Annotated in this window: 15 protein-coding genes and 1 riboswitch; of the genes, 11 read left to right on the top strand and 4 right to left on the bottom strand. The window is 66.4% G+C overall.

Annotated features, from left to right (window positions below):
- Positions 1-4: 4 nt before the first annotated feature.
- Positions 5-823 (top strand): FadR/GntR family transcriptional regulator, encoded by an 819-nt coding sequence (locus G539_RS24320; protein WP_051231267.1) that lies wholly within the window; start codon positions 5-7, stop codon positions 821-823.
- A gap of 65 nt (positions 824-888) precedes the next feature.
- On the opposite strand, the gene G539_RS0110080 is transcribed toward G539_RS24320, so the two are convergent.
- The 3 genes from G539_RS0110080 to G539_RS0110070 form a co-directional block, all read right to left on the bottom strand.
- Entirely contained in the window at positions 889-2019 is a 1131-nt protein-coding gene (locus G539_RS0110080) for a ribonucleotide-diphosphate reductase subunit beta (RefSeq protein WP_051231266.1), read from the bottom strand.
- Positions 2020-2490: 471 nt separating this feature from the next.
- Positions 2491-5421 carry a ribonucleoside-diphosphate reductase subunit alpha gene (locus G539_RS0110075; protein ID WP_029075093.1) on the bottom strand — a complete coding sequence of 977 codons (2931 nt, stop codon included), beginning with the start codon at positions 5419-5421 and terminating at the stop codon, positions 2491-2493.
- Between the two features lie 113 nt (positions 5422-5534).
- Positions 5535-5746: riboswitch (cobalamin riboswitch) on the bottom strand.
- A 113-nt stretch (positions 5747-5859) separates the two neighbouring features.
- Positions 5860-6741, bottom strand: coding sequence for an AraC family transcriptional regulator (locus G539_RS0110070; RefSeq protein ID WP_029075092.1), 882 nt, complete (start codon positions 6739-6741; stop codon positions 5860-5862).
- A 228-nt stretch (positions 6742-6969) separates the two neighbouring features.
- On the opposite strand from G539_RS0110070, the gene melA (G539_RS0110065) reads away from it, so the two are divergent.
- From melA (G539_RS0110065) to melA (G539_RS0110040), 6 genes are all read left to right on the top strand, one after another.
- Positions 6970-8439 carry an alpha-glucosidase/alpha-galactosidase gene (melA, locus tag G539_RS0110065; RefSeq protein WP_029075091.1) on the top strand — a complete coding sequence of 490 codons (1470 nt, stop codon included), beginning with the start codon at positions 6970-6972 and terminating at the stop codon, positions 8437-8439.
- A gap of 160 nt (positions 8440-8599) precedes the next feature.
- The gene (locus tag G539_RS0110060; RefSeq protein ID WP_029075090.1) at positions 8600-10690 is read left to right on the top strand and encodes an ABC transporter substrate-binding protein; all 2091 of its coding nucleotides are present in this window, start codon (positions 8600-8602) and stop codon (positions 10688-10690) included.
- Between the two features lie 162 nt (positions 10691-10852).
- Positions 10853-11863, top strand: a complete 1011-nt coding sequence (locus tag G539_RS0110055) for an ABC transporter permease (RefSeq protein ID WP_029075089.1) — start codon at positions 10853-10855, stop codon at positions 11861-11863.
- Positions 11860-13014, top strand: coding sequence for an ABC transporter permease (locus G539_RS0110050; protein ID WP_051231265.1), 1155 nt, complete (start codon positions 11860-11862; stop codon positions 13012-13014). Before G539_RS0110055 ends, G539_RS0110050 begins: the two co-directional genes overlap by 4 nt.
- Positions 13015-13030: 16 nt before the next feature.
- A complete protein-coding gene (locus tag G539_RS0110045; RefSeq protein ID WP_156911925.1) occupies positions 13031-14701 on the top strand; it encodes an ABC transporter ATP-binding protein in 1671 nt (556 codons plus the stop codon).
- A 25-nt stretch (positions 14702-14726) separates the two neighbouring features.
- On the top strand, positions 14727-16097 hold the full coding sequence (gene melA, locus G539_RS0110040; protein ID WP_029075086.1) for an alpha-glucosidase/alpha-galactosidase: 1371 nt from the start codon (positions 14727-14729) through the stop codon (positions 16095-16097).
- 107 nt (positions 16098-16204) lie between these two features.
- Here the strand turns inward: melA (G539_RS0110040) and G539_RS0110035 are convergent, their stop codons facing one another.
- Positions 16205-17875: a hypothetical protein gene (locus G539_RS0110035; RefSeq protein ID WP_156911924.1), complete on the bottom strand. Its 1671-nt coding sequence runs from the start codon at positions 17873-17875 to the stop codon at positions 16205-16207.
- Between the two features lie 165 nt (positions 17876-18040).
- Between G539_RS0110035 and G539_RS0110030 the strand changes: the two genes are divergently transcribed.
- From G539_RS0110030 to G539_RS0110015, 4 genes are all read left to right on the top strand, one after another.
- Positions 18041-19099: a Gfo/Idh/MocA family protein gene (locus tag G539_RS0110030; protein WP_210162805.1), complete on the top strand. Its 1059-nt coding sequence runs from the start codon at positions 18041-18043 to the stop codon at positions 19097-19099.
- A 529-nt stretch (positions 19100-19628) separates the two neighbouring features.
- A complete protein-coding gene (locus G539_RS0110025) occupies positions 19629-20936 on the top strand; it encodes an ABC transporter substrate-binding protein (RefSeq protein ID WP_029075083.1) in 1308 nt (435 codons plus the stop codon).
- 69 nt (positions 20937-21005) lie between these two features.
- Positions 21006-21944 carry a carbohydrate ABC transporter permease gene (locus G539_RS0110020; protein ID WP_029075082.1) on the top strand — a complete coding sequence of 313 codons (939 nt, stop codon included), beginning with the start codon at positions 21006-21008 and terminating at the stop codon, positions 21942-21944.
- On the top strand, positions 21941-22798 hold the full coding sequence (locus tag G539_RS0110015; RefSeq protein ID WP_029075081.1) for a carbohydrate ABC transporter permease: 858 nt from the start codon (positions 21941-21943) through the stop codon (positions 22796-22798). Before G539_RS0110020 ends, G539_RS0110015 begins: the two co-directional genes overlap by 4 nt.
- The last annotated feature ends 20 nt before the right edge of the window (positions 22799-22818 follow it).

Here is a 22818-nt window from a genome sequence, read left to right as displayed (position 1 = left end):
TGTGATGACCAGCAAGACCAAGACGTTAGCGACGCCCTCCGGGAAGCCCGCCGCCGCCAGTGCCACGCCACGGCGGACGAAGCCGCGCGTCCAGAAGGAGATCATCGCCACGCTGGCCCGGGCCATCGCCGCCGGACGGTTTCCGCCCAACACCAACCTGCCGCGCGAGAACGACCTCTGCGCCGAGTTCGGCGTTAGCCGGACCGTCATTCGCGAGGCGCTCAAGGTACTGGAATCGAAGGGGCTGGTTCGCGGTCGGCCGCGGGTCGGCACCGTCGTGCGCGACAAGGAGGACTGGAACCTCCTCGACCCCGACATCATCGAGTGGATGGGCAACGATTTTCTCGACGAGGCGCTGCTGAAATCGGTGCTCGAGGCGCGCCGGGCCATCGAGCCCGCGGCGGCCGAGCTAGCCGCCAGCCGCGCCACGGCGCAGGAGATCGCCGATCTCGACCACGCCTGGCAGCGCATGGCGGCGGCCAAGGACTTCCACACCTTCACCGAGGCCGACGTCGTCTTCCACACCGTGCTGCTGAAGGCGAGCCACAACCGCGTCTTCGCGCAGCTCTACGGCCTGATCCACGCCGCCCTGCACCGCGCCCTCGGCGCCTCGGCCCGCGCCGTCGCCGACTTCCAGGACGCGATCGAGGCGCATCACTGGCTCGTCGAGGCGCTGCGCATGCGCGACAAGGAGGGCGCGCGCAGGGCGGTCGACGCCATCCTCAACCTGGCCGAACGCGACCTCGCCCATGCCGCCGCGACCGAGCGGGCGAACTCTCAGGCCCAGCCGAACGTGACGCGGGAAACGGCCGAGGAGGCCTGAGCCCCGCACCGAATCGCTTCGGAATTGCGACGCGGCGGCGCACCGGACCGCCGCGTCGTAGAAAATCAGTCCCAGGCGAGCGCGCCGCCGTTCTGGTACTCGATCACGCGCGTCTCGAAGAAGTTCTTCTCCTTCTTGAGATCCATCGCCTCCGACATCCACGGGAACGGATTTTCCGTCTCCGGGAACACGGCGGCGAGGCCGAGCTGGGCGCAGCGGCGGTTCGCGATGAAGTGCATGTAGCTCTCGCACAGCGCCGCGTTCAGGCCGAGGAAGCCGCGCGGCATCGTATCCCGTCCATAGGCCGCCTCGAGCTCGGCCGCCTCGCGGATCATGCCGCGCAGCTCGTCCTGGAACGAAGCCGTCCACAGGTGCGGGTTCTCCACCTTGATCTGGTTGATGACGTCGATGCCGAAGTTCAGGTGGATGCTCTCGTCGCGCAGGATGTACTGGTACTGCTCGGCGATGCCGACCATCTTGTTGCGGCGGCCGAGCGACAGGATCTGCGCGAAGCCGGTGTAGAACCACATGCCCTCGAAGATCACGTAGAAGGCGACGAGGTCGCGCAGGAAGGCCTGATCATTCTCCGGCGTACCGGTCTTGAAGTCGGGATCGTCGAGATGCTGCGTGTGCTTCAGCGCCCAGGCCGCCTTGTCGGTGATCGACGGCACTTCCCGGTACATGTTGAACAGTTCGCCCTCGTCGAGGCCGAGGCTCTCGACGATGTACTGGAAGGTGTGCGTGTGCACCGCCTCTTCAAACGCTTGGCGCAGCAGGTACTGCCGGCATTCGGGATTGGTCAGGTGCCGGTAGATCGCCAGCACGATGTTGTTGGCGACGAGCGATTCCGACGCCGCGAAGAAGCCGAGATTGCGCTTGATGGCGCGACGCTCGTCTTCGGTCAGCCCGTCCTTCGACTTCCAGAGCGCGATGTCGGCCTGCATCGAGACCTCGGTCGGCATCCAGTGATTGTTGCAGCCGGCGAGGTACTTCTCCCAGGCCCAGCGATATTTGAGCGGCAGCAGCTGGTTCACGTCGGCGCGGCAATTGATCATCGCCTTGTCGTCGACGGAGACGCGGCCGCCGGAGCGGTCGATCGCGCCGAGGCCGGTGGCGTCGGCTGCGGGCGCATCCTTGCCGGCGGAAACATGCGCGCCAATGGCGGCGGCGAATTTCGGTTCGGACCAGTCGAGCATGGTCAACTCCTTGGAATTTTTACCGCACCTCCCTTCGGGAGTGCGCGAAATCAAAACGGCAGACCTGCAGCCCACCGACATCCATCATCCTGAGTGTCTGGCCCGAAATGCAGGGGACACTCTACTTTCACCTCTCCCTGAGGGAGAGGTCGACGGCCGAAGGCCGGCGGGTGAGGGTTTACGGCCTCACCGGATGGTTTCCTAAACCCTCACCCGGAGCTTCGCTCCGACCTCTCCCTCAGGGAGAGGTGAAGGGAAGGCGGCGTGGCGGGCCTTGTCCAATTACGGGCCAGACACTGAGGAGGCTTTCGCAGAAAGCCGTCTCGAAGGACGCACGGCGCACCTGCGAGATCGGCATGGTCGCGCGCTACCGCTCTGCGTCCTTCGAGACGGCCCTTCGGGCCTCCTCAGGATGTTGAGGGCAGAGCGGACTCCCCAGTTGTGAAGAGCCCCCGCCCCAGCCCCCTCGCCCTACTGGCAGGCCTCGCAGTCGGGATCGTCGATGGAACAAGCCTGGCCCCAGGCTTCGCCGATCGGGATCGCGATCGGTTCCGGAGCCGGCTTGATCGCGGCCGGCACGACGATCGGCGCGGCCGCCGGCGCCGTGGCGATCACCGCCGACACGGCGTTCAACTTGCCGTCGGTGCCCTTCAACGTCGACTTCTCGACATGCGTCGCCGAGCGCGAGCGCAGGTAATAGGTCGTCTTCAGGCCGCGCTGCCAGGCGAGCCGATAGAGCGCGTCGAGCTTCTTGCCCGAGGGATTGGCGATGTAGAGGTTGAGCGACTGCGCCTGGTCGATCCACTTCTGCCGCCGCGCCGCCGCCTCGATCAGCCAGGCACTGTCGATCTCGAAGGCGGTCGCGTAGAGCGCCTTCAGATCGTCCGGGATGCGGTCGATCGGGCCGATGCTGCCGTCGAAGTACTTCAGATCCGAGACCATGACCTCGTCCCAGAGCCCACGCGCCTTCAAATCATGCACTAGGGCTGCGTTCACGACCGTGAAGTCGCCCGACATGTTCGATTTGACGTAGAGGTTCTGATAGGCCGGTTCGATCGACTGCGCCACGCCGCAGATGTTGGAAATCGTTGCCGTCGGCGCGATCGCCATGGTGTTGGAATTGCGCATGCCGACCGTCTTCACCCGCTCGCGCAGGCCTTCCCAGTCGAGCACGGTCGAGCGGTCGAGATCGAGGCCGCCACGCGCTTCGGCCAGCAGTTCCAGCGAGTCGATCGGCAGGATGCCCTGCGACCACAGCGAACCGTCGAAGCTCGGATAGCGGCCGCGCTCGGCGGCGAGATCGGTCGAGGCCGAGATCGCGTGGAACGAGATCGCCTCCATGCTCTCGTCGGCGAAGCGGATGGCGGCCTCCGAGGCATAGGGGATGCGCAGCGCCTGCAGCGCGTCCTGGAAGCCCATCAGGCCCAAGCCGACCGGGCGGTGGCGCAGGTTGGAGCGGCGCGCCTCGGGGATCGTATAGAAATTGATGTCGATGACGTTGTCGAGCATCCGCATCGCCGTCTGGACGGTGCGCGCCAGCCGGTCGAGATCGAGCCCGTCCGCCACGATGTGATGGGCGAGGTTGATCGAGCCGAGATTGCAGACCGCGACCTCGTCATTCGAGGTGTTGAGCGTGATCTCGGTGCAGAGATTGGACGAGTGCACGACGCCGGCATGGCGCTGCGGCGAGCGGATGTTGCAGGGATCCTTGAAGGTGATCCAGGGATGTCCGGTCTCGAACAGCATGGTCAGCATGCGGCGCCAGAGATCGGTGGCGCGGACCTGGCGCGACACGCGCAGTTCGCCGCGCGCGGCGCGCGCCTCATAGGCCTCGTAGGCGAGCTTGAACTCGGGCCCGTAGAGATCGTGCAGGTCCGGCACCTCGTCCGGGGAGAACAGGGTCCAGACGCCGTCCTCGGCGACGCGCTGCATGAACAGGTCCGGCACCCAGTTGGCCGTGTTCATGTCATGCGTGCGGCGGCGGTCGTCGCCGGTGTTCTTGCGGAGATCGAGGAACTCCTCGATGTCGACGTGCCAGGTCTCGAGATAGGCGCAGACCGCACCCTTGCGCTTGCCGCCCTGGTTGACGGCGATGGCGGTGTCGTTCGCGACCTTCAGGAACGGCACGACGCCCTGGCTCTCGCCATTGGTGCCCTTGATATGGGCGCCGAGGCCGCGCACGCGCGTCCAGTCATTGCCGAGGCCGCCGGAATACTTTGCCAGCAGCGCGTTGTCCTTCACCGACTTGAAGATGCCGTCGAGATCGTCCGGCACCGTGGTCAGGAAGCAGGACGAGAGCTGCGCCCGCAGCGTGCCGGAATTGAACAGCGTCGGCGTCGACGCCATGAAGTCGAAGGACGACAGCAGGTCGTAGAACTCGATCGCCCGCGTCTCGCGGTCGATCTCGCGCAGCGCCAGCCCCATCGCGACGCGCATGAAGAAGGCCTGCGGCAGCTCGATGCGGGTGCCGCCGGTCTGCAGGAAATAGCGGTCATAGAGGGTCTGCAGGCCGAGGAACTGGAAGTTCAGGTCACGCTCGGGCTTCAGCGCCGCGGCGAGCCGGGCGAGGTCGTAGCGGCCGAGCTCGGGATCGACCAGCTCATGCTCGATGCCGGCGCGGATGAAGGCCGGGAAGTAATCGGCGTAGCGCGTCGCCATCTCGCCCTGGGTCGCCTGGGTCGCGCGTCCTTCCACGAAGCTGAGCGCCTCGGCGCGCAGCATGTCGAGCAGCAGGCGGGCGCTGACATAGGCGTAGTTCGGCTCGCGCTCGACGAGCGTGCGGGCCGCCATCACCGGGGCGAGCGACAATTCGTTCGGCGAGATGCCGTCATAGAGGTTGCGGCGGGCCTCGGCCAGGATCGCGCCCGCGTCGACGTCGGCGAGCCCGGCGCAGGCCTCGTCGATGACGAGCTTCAGGCGGGTCTCGTCCAGCGGCCGCAGCACGCCATCGGCGCCGCGGACCTGCAGGGCCGACTGCGCGGCGGCGACCGGAACCGACGCCTCGACGGCGCGGCGGGCGCGGGCCCGCTCCTCGCGATAGAGCACATAGGCGCGGGCGACCTTGTGGTGCTCGCCGCGCATCAGCGCCAGCTCGACCTGGTCCTGAACGTCCTCGATATGCAGCACGCGATCGGCGCCGGCGGCGCGGCGGGTCAGCGCCGCGACGATCTGGTCGGTCAGGTCGCTGACGATCTCGTGCACGCGGCGCGACGCGGCGGCGCTGTTGCCCTCGACGGCGAGAAACGCCTTGGTCAGGGCGACCGAGATCTTGGCGGCGTCGAAATCGGACAGCGAGCCGTTGCGGCGGATGACGTGGAAGGCCGGCGCGGCCGGCTTGGACGCGGCGCTGCCATTGGCCGGAGCGACCGGCTCCGCGCGATCATGGTCGAGAACAAGAGACATCGGCTTCAGCCCAAATGTTGGGAGCAAAGGCCGAGCGGAGGCGAACAGGACCAACGGCCCCGGAAGAAGGGCGCACAAGATCCAGCGCTCCACCGGGACACCCCGCCCGAGGACGTTTCAACGCTGTCGGGGCAGGTTTCCTGGCTCACGGGTCGTCGTTCCGCCCACCTTCCCAGGGCCTTTCGGTCCCAGTGGTCTCTCCGGGCGGATACTCGCCGTTCACAGTTGCGGGGGCAGCTCCGGCTTCGCCCTTTCGGGACGTCCCGGCATTCCCTCAAACCCTCGAGCCTTGCGACTCAAGAGAACCTCGACACACAGATGTAGACGCCCTGAGCGCCAAAACGTCAACATGTAGTTGTCGGTTGACAGATCACGAATCGGCGACGACAGCGCCTTCCGAAGCGGCGCCACCAAATCGCGGCTGTGGAAACTCCACCGTCAGCTCGGGCTCGCATACATGCCCGTGGTGCGGAACTCGGTCGGGCTGGTGCCGAAGAAGCGCCGGAACACCTTGGCGAAATAGTTGGAATCGTCGAAGCCGGACAGCACCGCCACCGCCTTGACCGAGAGTACCTGCTGGCCAGCGAGCAGCCGCGCCGCGCGCCGCATCCGCTCCTGAAGCACGAACTCGGCCGGCGGCATGCCCTCGCTCGCCGTGAACATGCGCGAGAAATGCGCCCGGCTGAAGCCGGAGACCTCGGCGAGATCGGGCACGGTGAGCGGCTTGTCGAGATTGGCGAGGATGTGGTCGACGACGCGCTGGATGGCGCCGTCCTCGGCGCGCTCACCGCCATGCGGCCCGAACACGTCGTCATAGAGCGCCATCGCCGCCTCATAGGCGATCGCCGAGGCCGCGCCCGGCGTCTCGCCGCCATCGACCAGGCGCAGGCTGCAATGGGCGAGATGCTCGATCGTGTCGGGCCGGAGCCGGAAGACGGGTCCCGTCGCCGCCAGGATGGAGCGATGGATGCGGAGCGCCTCCTGCCCGTTCATCGAGATCCAGAAGAACTCCCAGCGCTCGCCCGCCTCGACCCAGTAGCGGTGGTTGTGCGGCACCAGAACCAGCATGGTCTCGCCGGCCGTCAGGCGATAATTGCGTCGGTCGTAGCGCAGCCGGCCGACGCCGGAAACCGTGTGCTGCAGCACGGTGAACGGCGTCTGGCCGCGCCTTCGGCCGTCCCAGTCATAGCTCGTGTCGGTGCGGACCTCGTAGCCGGCGCTGGTCGGCATGGTGTGCAGGCGATGCCGACCGCGCGGCAGCGAAACCGTGCGCATGACCGGCGCACGATGGGCCATTTTGTCGAGCACAGAATTACCCATGAAAGCACAAATTCTCTCTGGTCCGCCGCGAAACGTTGCGCATACTAGCCTCGCGCAGAGCGATCAGGCGACCCAAAAAGAGCAGCTGGATGAGCAAATACCACCCAAGACTGCCATCGCCCCCTCTTAGCCGCAGCACCGCGCTTCGGCGGCACGCCCGGCCGGAATGCGCCGACTGGACCCGCGCCCTGGGCGCGACGACCGCCTCCGAGGAACCCCGGAACTTTCATGTCTAGTTTCAAGATTGCCATCATCGGCGCCGGCAGCGTCGGCTTCACCAAGAAGCTGGTCTCCGACATCCTCTCCGTGCCGGAGCTTCGCGAGGTCGAGTTCGCGCTGACCGACATCAGCGAGCACAATCTCTCCATGGTGCGGCAGATCCTCGACCGCATGGTCGCGGCCAACAAGCTGCCGACGAAGATCACAGCGACGACGAACCGGCGCGAGGCGCTCGCCGGCGCGCGCTACGTCATCAGCTGCGTCCGCGTCGGCGGCCTCGAGGCCTATGCCGACGACATCCGCATCCCGCTGAAATACGGCGTCGACCAGTGCGTCGGCGACACGATCTGCGCCGGCGGCATCCTCTACGGCCAGCGCAACATCCCGGTGATCCTCGACTTCTGCAAGGACATCCGCGAGGTCGCCGAGCCCGGCGCGCGCTTCCTCAACTACGCCAACCCGATGGCGATGAACACCTGGGCGGCGATCGAGTACGGCAAGGTCGACACGATCGGGCTCTGCCACGGCGTGCAGCATGGCGGCGAGCAGATCGCCGAGGTGCTCGGCGCCACCGACGAGAGCGAGCTCGAATTCATCTGCTCGGGCATCAACCACCAGACCTGGTATGTCGACATCCGCTTCCGCGGCCGCCGGATCGGCAAGGACGAGTTGATCGCCGCCTTCGAGCGCCATCCCGTCTATTCGCAGCAGGAAAAGGTCCGCATCGACGTCCTGAAGCGCTTCGGCTTCTATTCGACCGAGAGCAACGGCCATCTCTCCGAATACCTGCCCTGGTACCGGAAGCGGCCGGACGAGATCCATCGCTGGATCGACATGTCGAACTGGATCCATGGCGAGACCGGCGGCTATCTCCGCCATTCGACCGAGACGCGCAACTGGTTCGAGACCGACTTCCCGAAATTCCTCGAGGACGCCGGCAAGACGCTCGATCCGAACAAGCGCTCGAACGAGCACGCGAGCCACATCATCGAGGCGCTGGAAACGGGGCGCGTCTATCGCGGCCATTTCAACGTCAAAAACCGCGGCATCATCGCCAACCTGCCCGAGGACGCGATCATCGAATCGACCGGTTTCGTCGACCGCTTCGGCCTCAACATGACGGCCGGCATCCGCCTGCCCGAGGCCTGCGCGGCGACCTGCGTGTCGTCGATCAACGTCCAGCGCATGGCGGTGCATGCCGCCGTCACCGGCGACGTCGAGCTCTTGAAGCTCGCCGTGCTGCACGATCCGCTGGTCGGCGCCATCTGCTCGCCGGAGGAGGTCTGGCAGATGGTCGACGAGATGCTCGTCGCCCAGGCGCGCTGGCTGCCGCAATACGCAGACGCCATCGACGGCGCCAAGGAGCGCCTCGCCAACAAGACGGTCGCCACGCGCGACTGGCAGGGCGCGGCGCGGCGCGAGGTGCGCGGCATCGACACCGTGCGGGCCGAGCGGGCGAAGGAGCGCGCCGCCGGCTGAACGGCCTGACGAGACGATTCCGGGCGGTGCGGGAGGAGCCGCCGTCCGGTTCGGCAGCCGCCGCAGCGCCCGCGAGAAGGCGCATCGACGCGCTGCCCAGCGAAGCGACGACCGACAGGGTGCAGCGCCCCGCGCCGGCACCGTTCAAAGGGGAGGAAACATGAAGCATTCCGTCTTGGCGCTCAGCGCCGCCAGCCTGCTGCTCGGGGTCTCGGTCTCGGCCGCCCTCGCCCAGGTGAAGGCACCGATCAACCCGCCCGACCCGCCGAAATTCGACGCCCAGGGCCAGGTCGACTATGTCGGCGCCGCCGACATCCTCGAATACAAGGCCCTGCCCGAATATCACGAGCCCGACTGGGTCACGAAGAACTTCGTCGAGACCGGCAAGCTGCCGGCGGTCAAGGACCGCCTGCCGAAGGAGCCGATGGTCTACAAGAAGGGCAACACCGTCGACGGCATCGGCGTCTACGGCGACACGATGCGCCACGTCATCGGCGGCCGCCCCGAGGGCTGGAACTACAGCGCCGGCCAGACCCAGGGCTGGGGCGGCATCGACATCGGCATGTCGGAATGCCTGACCCGCTCGGGCCCGCTGTTCCAGATCAAGGCCGACGAGCTGCAGCCGCTGCCGAACCTCGCCAAGAGCTGGGAATGGTCGGAGGATGGCCACCAGCTGACCATGCACCTGATCGAGGGCGCGAAGTGGTCCGACGGCCAGCCCTTCACCACCGCCGACGCGATCTTCTACTGGGAAGACAACGTCAACGATCCCAACGTGTCGCCGCTGAACGGCGCCGCGCCGGGCACGTTCGGTGAAGGTACCACGCTGGTCGCCGAGGGCGACTACACGCTGATCTGGACCTTCAAGGAAGCCTTCCCGAAGCAGTATCTCTACCAGATGGCCTACGGCACCTTCTGCCCCGGCCCGGCCCACATCCTGAAGCCGCAGCACCCGAAATATTCGAAGAACACCTACGAGCAGTACAAGAACGCCTTCCCGCCGGAATACATGAACATCCCGGTGATGGGCGCCTGGGCGCCGGTCGAGTACCGCGCCGACGACATCATCGTGCTGCGCCGCAATCCCTACTACTGGAAGGTCGACGAGGCCGGCAACCAGCTGCCCTACCTGAACGAGATGCACTACAAGCTCTCGACCTGGGCCGACCGCGACGTGCAGGCGGTGGCGGGATCGGGCGACTTCTCCAACCTCGAGCAGCCGGAGAGCTTCGTCGAGGCGCTGAAGCGCTCCGCCGACCCCAACGCCCCGGCCCGCCTCGAATTCGGCCCGCGCATCATCGGCTATTCGCTCTACCAGAACCTGTCGGGCAATGGCTGGGGCGAACCGGACGCGCGCGGCCAGGCCGTGCGCGATCTGAACCGCAACGAGCATTTCCGCAAGGCCGTCACCTCGGCGATCGACCGCAAGCGGCTGGGTGAATCACTGGTCAAGGGTCCGTTCACGACCATCTATCCGGGCGGCATCTACACGGGCACCGTCTATTACGACAAGGACTCGACCGCCTATTATCCGTTCGATCTCGAGGGCGCCAAGGCCGAGCTCGCGGCCGCCGGCCTCAAGGACACGGATGGCGACGGCATCCTGAACTTCCCGGCCAACACGGCGGGCGGTGCCAATGTCGAGGTCACGCTCCTCGTCAACGCCGACTACCAGACCGACAAGAGCCTGGCCGACGGCGTCGTCTCGATGATGGAACCGCTCGGCATCCGCGTCCTGATCAACCAGGTCGAGGGCAAGCAGCGCGACGCGCTGCAGCAGGCCGGCAAGTTCGACTGGATGATCTTCCGCAACCAGGAAGACCTGACCTCGGTCGTGCAGAAGACGGTCAACCTGGCCCCGGTCGGCCCGAAGACCAGCTGGTTCCACCGCGCCGGCGCTGACGGCCAGGTCGATCTGCTGCCGTTCGAGCAGGAGCTGGTCGACGTCGTCAACAAGTTCATCGCCTCGAGCGACAATGCCGAGCGCAAGGAGCTGATGAAGACGTTCCAGAAGATCTACACGGACAACGTCTACGGCATCGGCCTGACCCAGTACCCGGGCGCATTGATCATCAACAAGCGCTTCGCCAACATCCCGAAGGGCGTGCCGATCAACCTGTTCAACTGGGCCGAGGACAGCATCATCCGCGAGCGCGTCTTCGTCCCGGCCGACAAGCAGGGCAAGTACGAGCTCCACCCGGAAACGCTGCCGAGCGCCCCGGGCGCGAAGGGCGGCCCGATCAAGGGCTGATCCGCGACGCGGCTTCCGACACGGCCGGCCCGGGCATCGTCCCGGGCCGGTCCATCGGTACCGCGACGACGTTGCCGGCCCGGCGGGGCGGCAACGATCGACGGGAAAGGGCGGCCAAGGCCGGCCCCTCCCCGCAGCGCGCAACCAAGGACCTGCTGCCCGATGCTACGTTTCCTGATGATGCGGATATTGTCGGCGATCCCGGTGCTGTTCATTCTCAGCATCGTGACCTTCGTCATCATCCAGGCGCCCCCCGGCGACTATGCCGACTTCATCCGTTCGCAGCTGATGAACCAGGGCGGCGCCTCCGCCGCGGTCGCCGAGGCGCAGGCCGAGGCCTATCGCCAGGCGCACGGCCTCAACGATCCGATGATCGTCCAGTATTTCCGCTGGATCTGGGGCATCCTGACCCGCTTCGATTTCGGGCACAGCTTCTTCTACAACAAGCCGGTCTCGACCGTCGTCGCCGAGCGCCTGCCGCGCACGCTGATGCTGGCGCTGGTCTGCCACATCCTGGCGTCGCTGATCGGCATCACCTTCGGCATCATCGCCGCCACCCGGCAGTATAGCTGGATCGACTCGGCGCTCTCCTTCGTGTCGTTCCTCGGCATGACGGTGCCGCGCTTCCTGATCGCGATCATCATCGTCTACATCCTGGCGTTCAAACTGAACGTGCAGGAGATCGGCAGCTTCTTCTCGCCGCAATATGGCGGCGCGCCCTGGTCGTGGGCGAAATTCGTCGACCTGGTGAAGCATATCTGGCCGGTGGTCGCGATCGCCACCTTCGGCGGCCTCGCCTACAACATGCGCGTCATGCGCGGCAATCTGCTCGATACGCTGAACGCGCAATATGTCGAGACGGCCCGCGCCAAGGGCCTGCCGGAATCCGCCGTCGTCCTGCGTCACGCCGTGCCGAACGCGCTGCATCCGCTCGTCATGTACCAGGGTGTCGTGCTGCCCTACATGCTGACCGGCGAGATCGAGGTGGCGATCGTGTTCGCGCTCGCCACCGTCGGCCCGGCCATCGTCGGCTCGATGGCCGTCGGCGACGTCTATGTCACCGCCACCTTCATGCTCGTCCTCGCGACGACCCTGATCATCGGCAACATCATCGCCGACATGCTGCTGGCGCTGCTCGATCCGCGCGTCCGCCTCGGGGGAGAAAAGGCATGACCGACCGTACCGAGAGCCTCGCCACCCTGCCCCCGGCGGAGCCGACCGCGCCGGTCGTGCCGAACGCCCGCTTCGCCCATGGCAACGAGGGCTATTTCGCGCTGGTCTGGCGCCGCTTCCGCCGCTCGGCGATGGGCATGATCGGCCTCACCATGGTCGTCGGTCTGCTGCTGATGGCGCTGTTCGCCGATTTCGTCGCGCCGGTCGACCCGCGCGCCAACGGCATCGGCTTCGCACCGCCGGACCATATCAGCTTCTTCAAGGCCGATGGCTCGTTCACGTTCGTGCCGCGCATCTACCCGATCGTCGAGACGGACGAGCTCGACCCGGTGACGTTCCAGCCGATGACCGGGCCGGACCTCGAGAACCCGCATGTGCTCGGCCTGTTCGTCCGCGGCTATCCCTACAAGCTGCTCTGGCTTATCCCGACCGACATCCACCTGTTCGGCGCGCGCGACGGCGCGCCGATTCACCTGCTCGGCACCGACAAGTTCGGCCGCGACATTCTCTCCCGCGGCATCGTCGGCTCCCGTATCTCGCTTACCATCGCGCTGATCGTCGTGCTGATCACCACCGCCGTCGGCACGACGGTCGGCATCTCGTCCGGCTATATCGGCGGACGGCTCGATGCCTGGCTGCAGCGCTTCGTCGACCTCGTCCTCGCCTTCCCGCAACTGCCGCTCTACCTGGCGCTGACCTCGCTGATCCCGATCACGGCGCCTTCGAACGTCTTCATCGCCTTCGTCATCGGCGTGATGGCGGCGCTCGGCTGGGCCCAGCTCGCCCGCGAGGTGCGCGGCAAGACGCTGGCGCTGGCGCGGATCGAATATGTCCGCGCCGCCATGGCGATCGGCGCCGGCGACGGGCGGATCATCTTCCGCCACATCCTGCCCAACGTCATGAGCCATGTGATCGTCGGCGTGACGCTCGCCATCCCGACCATCGTGCTGCTCGAATCCTTCCTCGGATTCCTCGGCTTCGCCGTGAAGCCGCCGCTGATCTCCTGGGGCCTGATGCTGCAGGACACCAGCGCCTTTTCGGTGATCGGCTCCTATCCGTGGATCCTCTCCCCCGTCGTCTTCGTGCTGATCACCGTCTTCGCGTTCAACGCGCTCGGCGACGGCCTGCGCGACGCGATCGACCCCTATTGATGCGGCGGAGTTCATGATGGCCGACACGACAAGCGAATTCGCCCCCGCCGAACGCACCGACCTGAACGCCCATGGCCGCGAGCTGATCCTCGACGCACGCGGCGTCGCCGTCACCTTCAAGGTCGAGGGCGGCACGGTCGACGCCGTGCGCGACGTCTCGTTCCAATTGCACAAGGGCGAGACCATCGCCGTGGTCGGCGAGAGCGGCTCCGGCAAGTCGGTGACGGCGCGCACGATCATGGGGCTGCTGTCGAAGCGGGCGACCGTCGCCAAGGGCGCCCGCATCCTGTTCGAGGGCAAGAACATCCTCGGCTTCAGCGAGAACCAGCGCCGGCGCCTCCGCGGCAACCGCTTCGCCATGATCTTCCAGGAGCCGATGAGCTCGCTGAACCCGGTCTACACGATCGGCCAGCAGATCGCCGAGGTGCTGCACCTGCACAACCGCAAGATGACCCGCGCCGAGGCGAAGGCGCGGGTGCTGGAACTGCTGAAGGAAGTGCGCATCCCCGACCCCGAGGCGCGCATCAAGCAGTATCCGCACCAGCTCTCCGGCGGCCAGCGCCAGCGCGTGATGATCGCCATGGCGCTCGCCAACCGGCCCGACATCCTGATCGCCGACGAGCCAACCACGGCGCTCGACGTCACCGTGCAGGCGCAGATCCTGAACCTGATCCGCGAGCTGCAGAAGCGCTACGGCATGGCGGTGATCCTGATCACGCACGACCTGACGATCGTCCGGCAGTTCTCCGACTACGTCTATGTGATGCAGCACGGCGCGGTGAAGGAGCACAACGTCACCGAGGCGCTGTTCCAGAACCCGCGCCACGCCTATACGCGGCACCTGCTCGCCTCCGAGCCCAAGGGCACCGCCAACCCTCTGCCCGAGGCGACGCCGGTGATCCTGGAGGGCCGCGACGTGCGCGTCTCCTACACGCTGAAGCGCGGCGGCCTCTTCAAGCCCGACTATTTCGAGCTGGTCGCCTGCAACAATCTGGGACTGGAGCTGCGCCGGCACGAGACGCTCGGCCTCGTCGGCGAGAGCGGCTCCGGCAAGACCACCTTCGGCCAGGCGCTGATCCGGCTGATCCACGCCTCGCATGGCGAGATCTTCTTCGACGGCGAGGCGATCCACGGCAAGGACCGCCAGGCGATGCGGCCGCTCCGCTCGCGCATGCAGATCGTCTTCCAGGACCCGTTCTCGTCCTTGAACCCGCGCATGTCGATCGGGCAGATCATCGAGGAAGGCTTGATCGTCAACGGCATCGGCACCGACCGGCAGGACCGGTTGCGGCGGGTTCGCCAGGCGCTTGCCGACGCCGGCATGCCGGACAACATCCTGTCGCGCTTCCCGCACGAATTCTCCGGCGGCCAGCGCCAGCGCATCGCCATCGCCCGCGCCATCGCGCTGGAGCCGGAATTCATCCTGCTCGACGAGCCGACCTCGGCGCTCGATCTCTCCGTGCAGGCGCAGATCATCGAATTGCTGCGCAAGCTGCAGGACGAGAAGGGCCTCTCCTACCTCTTCATCTCGCACGACCTGAAGGTCGTGCGAGCGCTGTGCCATCGCGTCATCGTCATGCAGCATGGCCAGATTGTCGAACAGGGGCCGGTCAGCGAGGTGCTGACCAACCCGCAGAACGAATACACGGCCCGCCTGGTGCGCGCCGCGTTCCAGATAGCCGCCTAAAGAATCTGCCTACCGGAGCTCTCTTATGACTGCCAATCCCAGGATCACCTTCATCGGCGCCGGATCGACCGTGTTCATGAAGAACATCGTCGGCGACGTCCTGCAGCGCCCGGCGCTTGCCGGCGCCACCATCGCGCTGATGGACATCAACCCGCAGCGCCTCGAGGAGAGCGCCGTCGTCGTCCGCAAGATCGCCTCGACGCTCGGCGTGCCGGCCAAGGTCGAGACCTACACCGACCAGAAGAAGGCGCTTTCCGGCGCCGACTTCGTCGTCGTCGCCTTCCAGATCGGCGGCTACGACCCCTGCACGATCACCGATTTCGAGGTGCCGAAGCGCTACGGCCTGCGCCAGACCATCGCCGACACGCTCGGCGTCGGCGGAATCATGCGCGGGCTCCGGACCGTGCCGCATCTCTGGAAGATCTGCGAGGACATCCTCGCCATCTGCCCGAACGCGGTGATGCTGCAATACGTCAACCCGATGGCGATCAACACCTGGGCGATCACGGCCAAGTATCCGGCAATCAAGCAGGTCGGCCTCTGCCACTCGGTGCAGGGCACGGCGATGGAGCTGGCGCATGACCTCGACATTCCCTACGAGGAAATCCGCTACCGCGCCGCCGGCATCAACCACATGGCGTTCTACCTGAAGTTCGAGCATCGCCAGGCCGACGGCTCCTACCGCGATCTCTATCCCGACCTCGTCCGCGGCTACCGCGAAGGCCGGGCGCCGAAGCCCGGCTGGAACCCGCGCTGCCCGAACAAGGTGCGCTACGAGATGCTGACCCGGCTCGGCTATTTCGTCACCGAGAGTTCGGAGCACTTCGCCGAATACACGCCCTACTTCATCAAGGAAGGCCGCGAGGACCTGATCGCGAAGTTCGGCATCCCGCTCGACGAATATCCGAAGCGCTGCATCGAGCAGATCGCCCGCTGGAAGAACCAGGCCGAGGAATACCGCACGGCCGAGCGGATCGAGGTGTCGCAGAGCAAGGAATACGCCTCCGAGATCATCAACTCGATCTGGACCGGCGAGCCCTCGGTGATCTACGGCAACGTCCGCAACAATGGCTGCATCACCTCGCTGCCGGCCGATTGCGCGGCGGAAGTGCCCTGCCTGGTCGACGCCTCGGGCATCCAGCCGACCTATATCGGCGAACTGCCGCCGCAGCTGACCGCGCTGATGCGCACCAACATCAACGTGCAGGAACTGACGGTGAAGGCGCTTCTGACCGAGAACCGCGACCACATCTACCATGCCGCGATGATGGACCCGCACACGGCGGCCGAGCTCGACCTGGACCAGATCTGGAACCTGGTCGACGACCTCCTCGCCGCGCATGGCGAGTGGCTGCCGGAATGGGCGCGTGGCACCGCCAAGAAGCGCGTCGCGTGAGACAGGGACGGCGCGTGGCTTGAACCGTTCCCTCCCCCGGCACTGAGCTACGCGCGGGCCCCGGCGAAATATCATCGCCGGGGCCCATTTCGTTTCGAAACCTAGCCCTACCGGCCCATATAGGCGCGGCGGGCGATCTGGTCCTCGAGGCTCAGCCAGCGGCGCGATGCCTCGTCGTCGTTCTGACGCGACGCCTCGCGGGCCTCGCCCTGCAGCGTACGCAGGCGCTCGACCGGCAGCTCGATATTGGCGTCAAGCTCCTCGGCGACGGCGACGAAGCGCTCCGCCGCTGCCTGGCCGCCGAGAAGCGGCGCCGCATCCTCGGCCATGAAGCGGTCCCAGGTCAGCGTCGGCTCGTAGCCGAAGCGGGCGAAGGCGAGATAAGAGAGCTCGACCGTCGCGTGATAGGGCGACGGCTCGCCCCAGACCGTCAGGCCCTGCATGCCGACATCGGCGCAGAACTTGTTCATGTCGGCGAAGACGCGGCCGTTGAAGGCGTAGCGCTCGGTGCGCCGGTCGCCGTTCCACTGGCACGCGAACTGGCAGCGCAGCACGTTGGGCTGCGTCGGCAGTCTTTCGACATCGGCCCGGGTCAGCTCGTTCTGCAGGCGCTTCCAGAAGGTCCGGTTGGTCGTGTGCTGGTAGAGCGCGCCCTGCGGCAGCTGGCGCTGCGCCTCATGCGCGACCGGATCAAACAGATTGTCCCACTGCATCTCGCTGTAGATCCAGGCATCCGGGCGCTTGGCCTTGGCCGCCCGGTAGAGGCGCGGGAAGTTCGCCGCCATGTCGGTATGCGACCAGCTGTCGCCATGGTCGTCGACGCGACGGGCGGCCTCCGCCTCGTTGTTGCGGCGGGCGACGCAGCGCGCGCAGCCGCAGACGCCGTAGTCGCCGCTCTCGATGTTGACGCCGCCGATCTCGAAGGTCTCGGCGAGCCAGCTCACCGCCTCCTCCATCCAGTCCATCGTCTCCGGCGCGCTCGGGCACGCGGTCATGGTGTAGTCGGAGCGCGGGAAGTTGAGCGGGAAGTCGAGGTCGGCGATCTGGAAGCCGACGCCCTTCTCCATCGTCGCCGCGTGCTGCGGGTTCTTCTTCAGCCAGGTCGAGAGGTTGTAGGGGTGGTCGCCTTCCCAGTAGACGCCGCCATAGGAACCGATGGCGATGCCGGGGACAATGCGCACGCCGCGCTCGGTCGCATAGCGGCAGAGCTCCTTGGCCGCGTCGATGCCGCCATGCGTATCCCTGAGGAAGCCGTAGATGACGACCGACGGGATGCGGTTGCGGCTGGCGAAATCGACCAGGCGCGTATAGTCGCCGAGGAAGCCGGACGGCGGCTTGCCATAGGGATTGAAGACGCCGATTTCCTGATGGCCGACCTGCGACAATTCCCAGTTGGTCGAGTGGTCCCAGGTCCAGAAGGTGCGATAGGCGAGCCCCGGCGCCGCCCGCCGCTCGCCGGCCGGGACCAGCACGGCGCCATCCGCGACGCGGGCGCGCGCGATCAACTCCTCGGCGCCATAGATCACGCCGGAGAACGGACCACCGGCGATGGTGATCTCGGCATTGTCACCCGGACGCACCGTCAGCACGAAGGCGCCTTCGGCCAGCGACTTGTCCTCGACAAGACGGACCAGCGGCAGCGCCGTGGAAGCGGCCGCGCGCGGCACGAATTCGAGCATTGGGAACGCCTGACGCAACCGCCGCGCCGCATGGACATGCCGGTCGCCACCTTCCAGCGCGACCCGTCCCGCGATCCTCACTTCACCCGCTGCAGCCATTCCGTCATCCTCCTCATGCCATGCGTCTGCGACGCCGGAAGCGCCCGGCGTTGTTGACAGGATTGCCCATCTGATATCAAATATCAACGCTGACTATCGTCAGTGATATTGCATTTCGATCGCCGTGCCCGCGCGGCGACGCTGGGAGGCGACAGGATGGCTGGCTTGGAACTCGAACAGACCTGGCCGATGCCAAGCCGCCCGCGGCCGATCACCATCATCGGCGCCGGCGACATCGTCAGCAGCGCCCACCTGCCGGCCTATCGCAAGATCGGCCTGCCGGTTGCCGGCATCTTCGACCTCGACAACGACAAGGCGCGGGCCGTCGCCGCTGAGTTCGACATTCCGGTCGTGCATGAGAGCATGGCAGCGGCGATCGCCGCCCGCACCGACGACACCGTGTTCGACCTTGCCCTGCCGCCGACCGCGATCCTCGGCGCGGTCGAACAGCTGCCGACCGGCAGCGTCGCGCTGATCCAGAAGCCGCTCGGCGCCAATCTCTCCGCCGCGCGCCAGATCGTCGACGCGATCGATGCGCGAAGGATCACGGCGGCGACCAATTTCCAGCTCCGCTTCACCCCGTCCATGCTGGCGATCCGCGACGCGGTCCGGCGCGGCCTCTTCGGCGACGTCGTCGAGCTGGAGGTGCGCCTCGCCATCTACATGCCTTGGGAAATGTGGTCCTTCATCCCGCATCTCGACGCGGTCGAGATCCCGCTGCATTCGATCCATTATCTTGACTGGATTCGCTCGATCCTGGGCGAGCCGGACAGCGTCTACGCCAAGACCGTGCCGCATCCGCGCTATCCCGACCTGAAGGACGCGCGCTCCAGCATCATCCTCGACTACGGCCCGCGCGCGCGCTGCTGCCTGTCGCTGAACCACACCTACAATTACGGCCCCAAGCACATCGACGCGACGATCCGCGTCGAGGGCACCAAGGGCTGCGCCCATCTCGAGCTAGGCTATCTGCGCGACTATCTCGACCCGACGCCGGAAAAGCTCGAGGTGATCGTCGAAGGCGGTCCATGGACCGAGATCCCGCTCGCCGGCGAGCGCGTGCCGGACGCCTTCGGCGCGGTGATGTCCAATCTGCAGCGCTACGCCGCCGGCGAGGATGCCGTGCTCGACACCGACGTGCACGACTCGATCCGCACCATGGCGCTGGTCGACGCCTGCCTCGCCTCCAGCCGCCTCGGCGGCGTGGTGCCGAAGGCGGTGTAGGGCGCTGCCCCAAGGGGCCCTTTGGCACCTGCCCATGAGCCCAGGCTTCGTCGCCCCCGGCGAAGGCCGGGGCCCATAACCACCGTCCTGTGAAGCCATGACTCCGCCGTTCGTCACCGGCCGGTGTCGATGGATCCCGGCCTTCGCCGGGATGACGGCAGAGGGTCGCAACGAGACGAGATAAATTATCACGCATTCTTAATAGGTTACCCGGAAACGCGCTGCGCGACGGGCTGCTTCCGGCCGTCCGTTTTCACCCCAATCAGCATCGTGTTTCTTATAAGAAATTCCTATTTCAATAGAAAAATCCATGTGCTAGCGTTGCCGCATGGCCGCCAACAAGACCCATCCCACGGGCGGCGGCCATCGCGGGGTGACAGGGATGCCGACCGCTTCATTCGCGCCATCGGGAACGCCTTCCGGCCATGCGCCGGCGAGGGCGGTCGCGGGCCGACGGTCATCCGCCCCGACGGGCCGGATTCTTTCGACAGCACGCGCGACCAGAACCAGACGGAGAAGGGAACCCATGATGAATCCAACACCATTTCGGACCGGCCGGCGCGCCGTCCGCGGCATGCTCGCCGGCCTCGCGCTCGCCTCGGTGACCGCGCTCGGCGGCCAGGCCGCGCAGGCGCAGGACGTCACCACCATCCGCGTGCTCAACTGGGAGCCGGGCGGCGCCGACTACTGGAAGGCGCTGGTCGCCGAATTCGAGAAGCAGAACCCGACCATCAAGGTCGAACTCGAGACGGTGCCGTTCGACCGCTATCCGGAGGTCCAGGGCCCCTACATCACGACCAAGAGCGGTCCCGACGTGATGGAGAACAATGCCGGCCTCGAGCTGTTTGACCGCCGCCGCGCCTATGCCGAGCTGCCGCCGGAAGTTCTGGAAGCCGGCAAGGACCTGATCACCTATAGCGGCGGCTGCCTGAACTTCGACACCACCCAGTCCTGCTACGGCCTGCCCTTCGGCTATCAGGGCAACGTCATGTACTACAACAAGAAGGTTCTGACCGAGGCCGGCCTCGACGCCGTCAACCCGCCCAAGACCTGGGACGAGATGAAGGTTGCCTGCGACAAGGTGAAGGCGATCGGCAAGACCTGTGTCGCCATCGGCCTGTCCGGCATCTTCCCGGCCTACTGGAACTTCCCCGAGATCGCGCGCAACTACCTGACCGAAGACGACATGCGCGCCATGCTCGCCGGCAAGATGCCCTGGACCGACCCGAAGATGGTCAACGTCCTGAAGGGCCTCGCCTCGATCACCGAGGCCGGCTGGACCAATTCCAGCGCGCCCTCGATCACCATGCTGCCGGACGGCGCCGACATCTTCCAGAGCGGCAACGCCGCCTTCGCTGGCACCATCATCTCCGACGCCGTCAACTGGGCCGCCTTCGGCAAGATCCTCGGCGACGAGAATCTCGGCGCCATGCGCTGGCCGACCATCGTCGCCGACGCACCGCTCGCCAACAGCTTCTCGGGCATCGAGAGCTCGGTGTTCGGCGTCACGGAATGGAGCGACAAGAAGGACGCCGCCTTCCAGTTCGTGAAGTTCATGGCCGGCAAGGAGAATGCTGAGCTTCTGAGCAAGGTCGCCGGCGGCATCTCGCTCAACAAGAACGTCGATCCGTCCGCGCTGCCGAAGTCGGAAGCGCTTGGCCAGATCCTCGAGATCATCAAGAAGCCGACGCTGCATGCCGGCGTCCTGCTCTCCGGCCAGGAAGCCGATGCGCTCGCCCGCGGCTGGCAGGAAGTCGCGCTCGGCCGCCTCACCATCGAGGACTGGACCGCGCGGATGCAGAAGGCGCTCGAGCAGAGCCCGAGCAAGCGCCAGTAGGCGCATCGCAACGCCTGATCGCGGGGAGGCAGGTCGCCTCCCCGCCCCTTCCAAGAAACGGGATCTTCGATGGCTGAACTGGCCCATCCGGCAACCGGTGCCGCGCGGACGCACGCCGGGGCGAAACGCCCCTGGATCCGGCGCGACATGCTGGTCGCCGCCCTGTTCGTCCTGCCGGGCCTCGCGCTCGCCATCCTGTTCAAGCTGGTGCCGCTCGTCCGCACCGTCTGGCTCAGCCTGCAGGAGACGCGCGGCTTCGAGGATCCGGCCTTTGCCGGCCTCGCCAACTACCGCACCATGCTGGACGATCCGGCGGTGCATGATTCCTTCCGCAACGCGCTGATCGCCTTCGCGACGCTGCCCGTCTGGATCATCCTGCCGCTGGTGCTGGCCTTCCTCTTGTTCCAGAAGACGCCGGGCTGGAAGTTCTTCCGTGCCGCTTTCTTCCTGCCCTACATGATCGCGCCGATCGTCGTCGGCATCATGTTCCGCCAGATCCTCGCGCCCGACGGCCCGCTCAACGCGCTGCTTAGGACCATCGGCCTGGCGCCGCTCGCCATCGAATGGCTGAACGGCCCGACCAGCGCCCTGCTCTCGCTCACCGCCGTGGCGCTCTGGAGCTTCTTCGGCCTCGGCGTGCTCACCTATCTCTCGGGCCTCTCGACCGTCTCGGAGGAAGTGGTCGAGGCGGCGAAGCTCGACGGCGCCGGCTTCTGGCGGCTGCTCTTCCACATCATCATGCCGCTCCTGAAGCCGGTGATCGGCTACTGGGCCGTGCTCTGCACCTCCGGCATCCTGATCTGGATGTTCCCGCTGATCTACGCGCTCACCAAGGGCGGCCCCGGCACGGCGACCGTGCTGCCGGAATTCCTCGTCTTCACGACCACCTTCCAGTTCCTCGACCGCGGCCTCGGCGCGGCCATCGGCATGGCCCTGTTCGTCTTCGTCGCGCTCGTCTCCGCCTTCGTCGTCCGCCGCATGTATGTTGAGGGGGCCAAGCCGAAATGAAGACCGCTGCCCCGCACCTGACCGTCTCCTCGGTCCGCATGGCGCTGACACGCTGGCTGGTGACCATCGTCCTGGTCATCCTCGCCGTGGTGACGCTCTATCCGCTGATCTTCACGATCATCAACTCGTTCAAGACGCGCGCCGACTATTCCGCCGACCCGCTCGGCTTCGTCACCGACATCACTTTCGAGAACTACCTCGAGACCTTCGAGCGTATGCAGGTCGGCAGGCTGCTGCTGAACAGCATCATCACCACCGCCGGCGGCCTGATCCTCTCGACCGTCGCGGCGCTGTTCATCGCCTATGCCGTCACCAAGCTGAAGATCAAGGGCGGCAACTACATCTTCCTGTTCATCATCGCCATGCTCGTCATCCCGAGCCAGGTGATCATCTACCCGCTCTACGAGACGATCCTCGACCTCGGCTTCGGCGGCACCTATCAGGGCCTGATCTTCGCCTATGCCGCCTTCGGCCTGCCGCTCGGCACCTATCTGCTGTCGGCCTATTTCCGCGCGATTCCAGATGAGCTCATCGAGGCGGCCCGCCTCGACGGGGCCGGCGACATCCGCATCCTGTTCTCGGTGCTGCTGCCGATCTCGATCCCGGCGATCGCGGCGCTCTCGATCCTGAACTTCGTCTGGATGTGGAACGACCTCCTGCTGCCGCTGGTCATCCTCGGCGGCTCCGACAAGAAGACCCTGATGGTCGGCGTCGCGCTGCTCTCCGGCCAGTACGACGTCTCGATCCCGCTGATCAGCGCCGGCCTGATCGTGGCGCTGCTGCCGGTGATCATCGTCTACATGCTGTTCCAGCGCCAGATCCTGTCGGGCGCGATCGCCGGCGCCGTGCGATGAGCGGCACCCACGGCATGACG

This window comes from Kaistia adipata DSM 17808, assembly GCF_000423225.1.
GTDB lineage: Bacteria > Pseudomonadota > Alphaproteobacteria > Rhizobiales > Kaistiaceae > Kaistia > Kaistia adipata.
Note: the sequence above shows the minus strand (reverse complement) of the source record. Positions and strands in the feature narration are given on the sequence as shown.

What these genes read in the sequence shown, in the direction of transcription:
- G539_RS24320 (WP_051231267.1), top strand. Translation starts at nt 5, where the DNA reads ATGACCAGCAAGACCAAGACGTTAGCGACGCCCTCCGGGAAGCCCGCC.
- G539_RS0110080 (WP_051231266.1), bottom strand. Translation starts at nt 2,019, where the DNA reads ATGCTCGACTGGTCCGAACCGAAATTCGCCGCCGCCATTGGCGCGCAT.
- G539_RS0110075 (WP_029075093.1), bottom strand. Translation starts at nt 5,421, where the DNA reads ATGTCTCTTGTTCTCGACCATGATCGCGCGGAGCCGGTCGCTCCGGCC.
- G539_RS0110070 (WP_029075092.1), bottom strand. Translation starts at nt 6,741, where the DNA reads ATGGGTAATTCTGTGCTCGACAAAATGGCCCATCGTGCGCCGGTCATG.
- melA (WP_029075091.1), top strand. Translation starts at nt 6,970, where the DNA reads ATGTCTAGTTTCAAGATTGCCATCATCGGCGCCGGCAGCGTCGGCTTC.
- G539_RS0110060 (WP_029075090.1), top strand. Translation starts at nt 8,600, where the DNA reads ATGAAGCATTCCGTCTTGGCGCTCAGCGCCGCCAGCCTGCTGCTCGGG.
- G539_RS0110055 (WP_029075089.1), top strand. Translation starts at nt 10,853, where the DNA reads ATGCTACGTTTCCTGATGATGCGGATATTGTCGGCGATCCCGGTGCTG.
- G539_RS0110050 (WP_051231265.1), top strand. Translation starts at nt 11,860, where the DNA reads ATGACCGACCGTACCGAGAGCCTCGCCACCCTGCCCCCGGCGGAGCCG.
- G539_RS0110045 (WP_156911925.1), top strand. Translation starts at nt 13,031, where the DNA reads ATGGCCGACACGACAAGCGAATTCGCCCCCGCCGAACGCACCGACCTG.
- melA (WP_029075086.1), top strand. Translation starts at nt 14,727, where the DNA reads ATGACTGCCAATCCCAGGATCACCTTCATCGGCGCCGGATCGACCGTG.
- G539_RS0110035 (WP_156911924.1), bottom strand. Translation starts at nt 17,875, where the DNA reads ATGGCTGCAGCGGGTGAAGTGAGGATCGCGGGACGGGTCGCGCTGGAA.
- G539_RS0110025 (WP_029075083.1), top strand. Translation starts at nt 19,629, where the DNA reads ATGAATCCAACACCATTTCGGACCGGCCGGCGCGCCGTCCGCGGCATG.
- G539_RS0110020 (WP_029075082.1), top strand. Translation starts at nt 21,006, where the DNA reads ATGGCTGAACTGGCCCATCCGGCAACCGGTGCCGCGCGGACGCACGCC.
- G539_RS0110015 (WP_029075081.1), top strand. Translation starts at nt 21,941, where the DNA reads ATGAAGACCGCTGCCCCGCACCTGACCGTCTCCTCGGTCCGCATGGCG.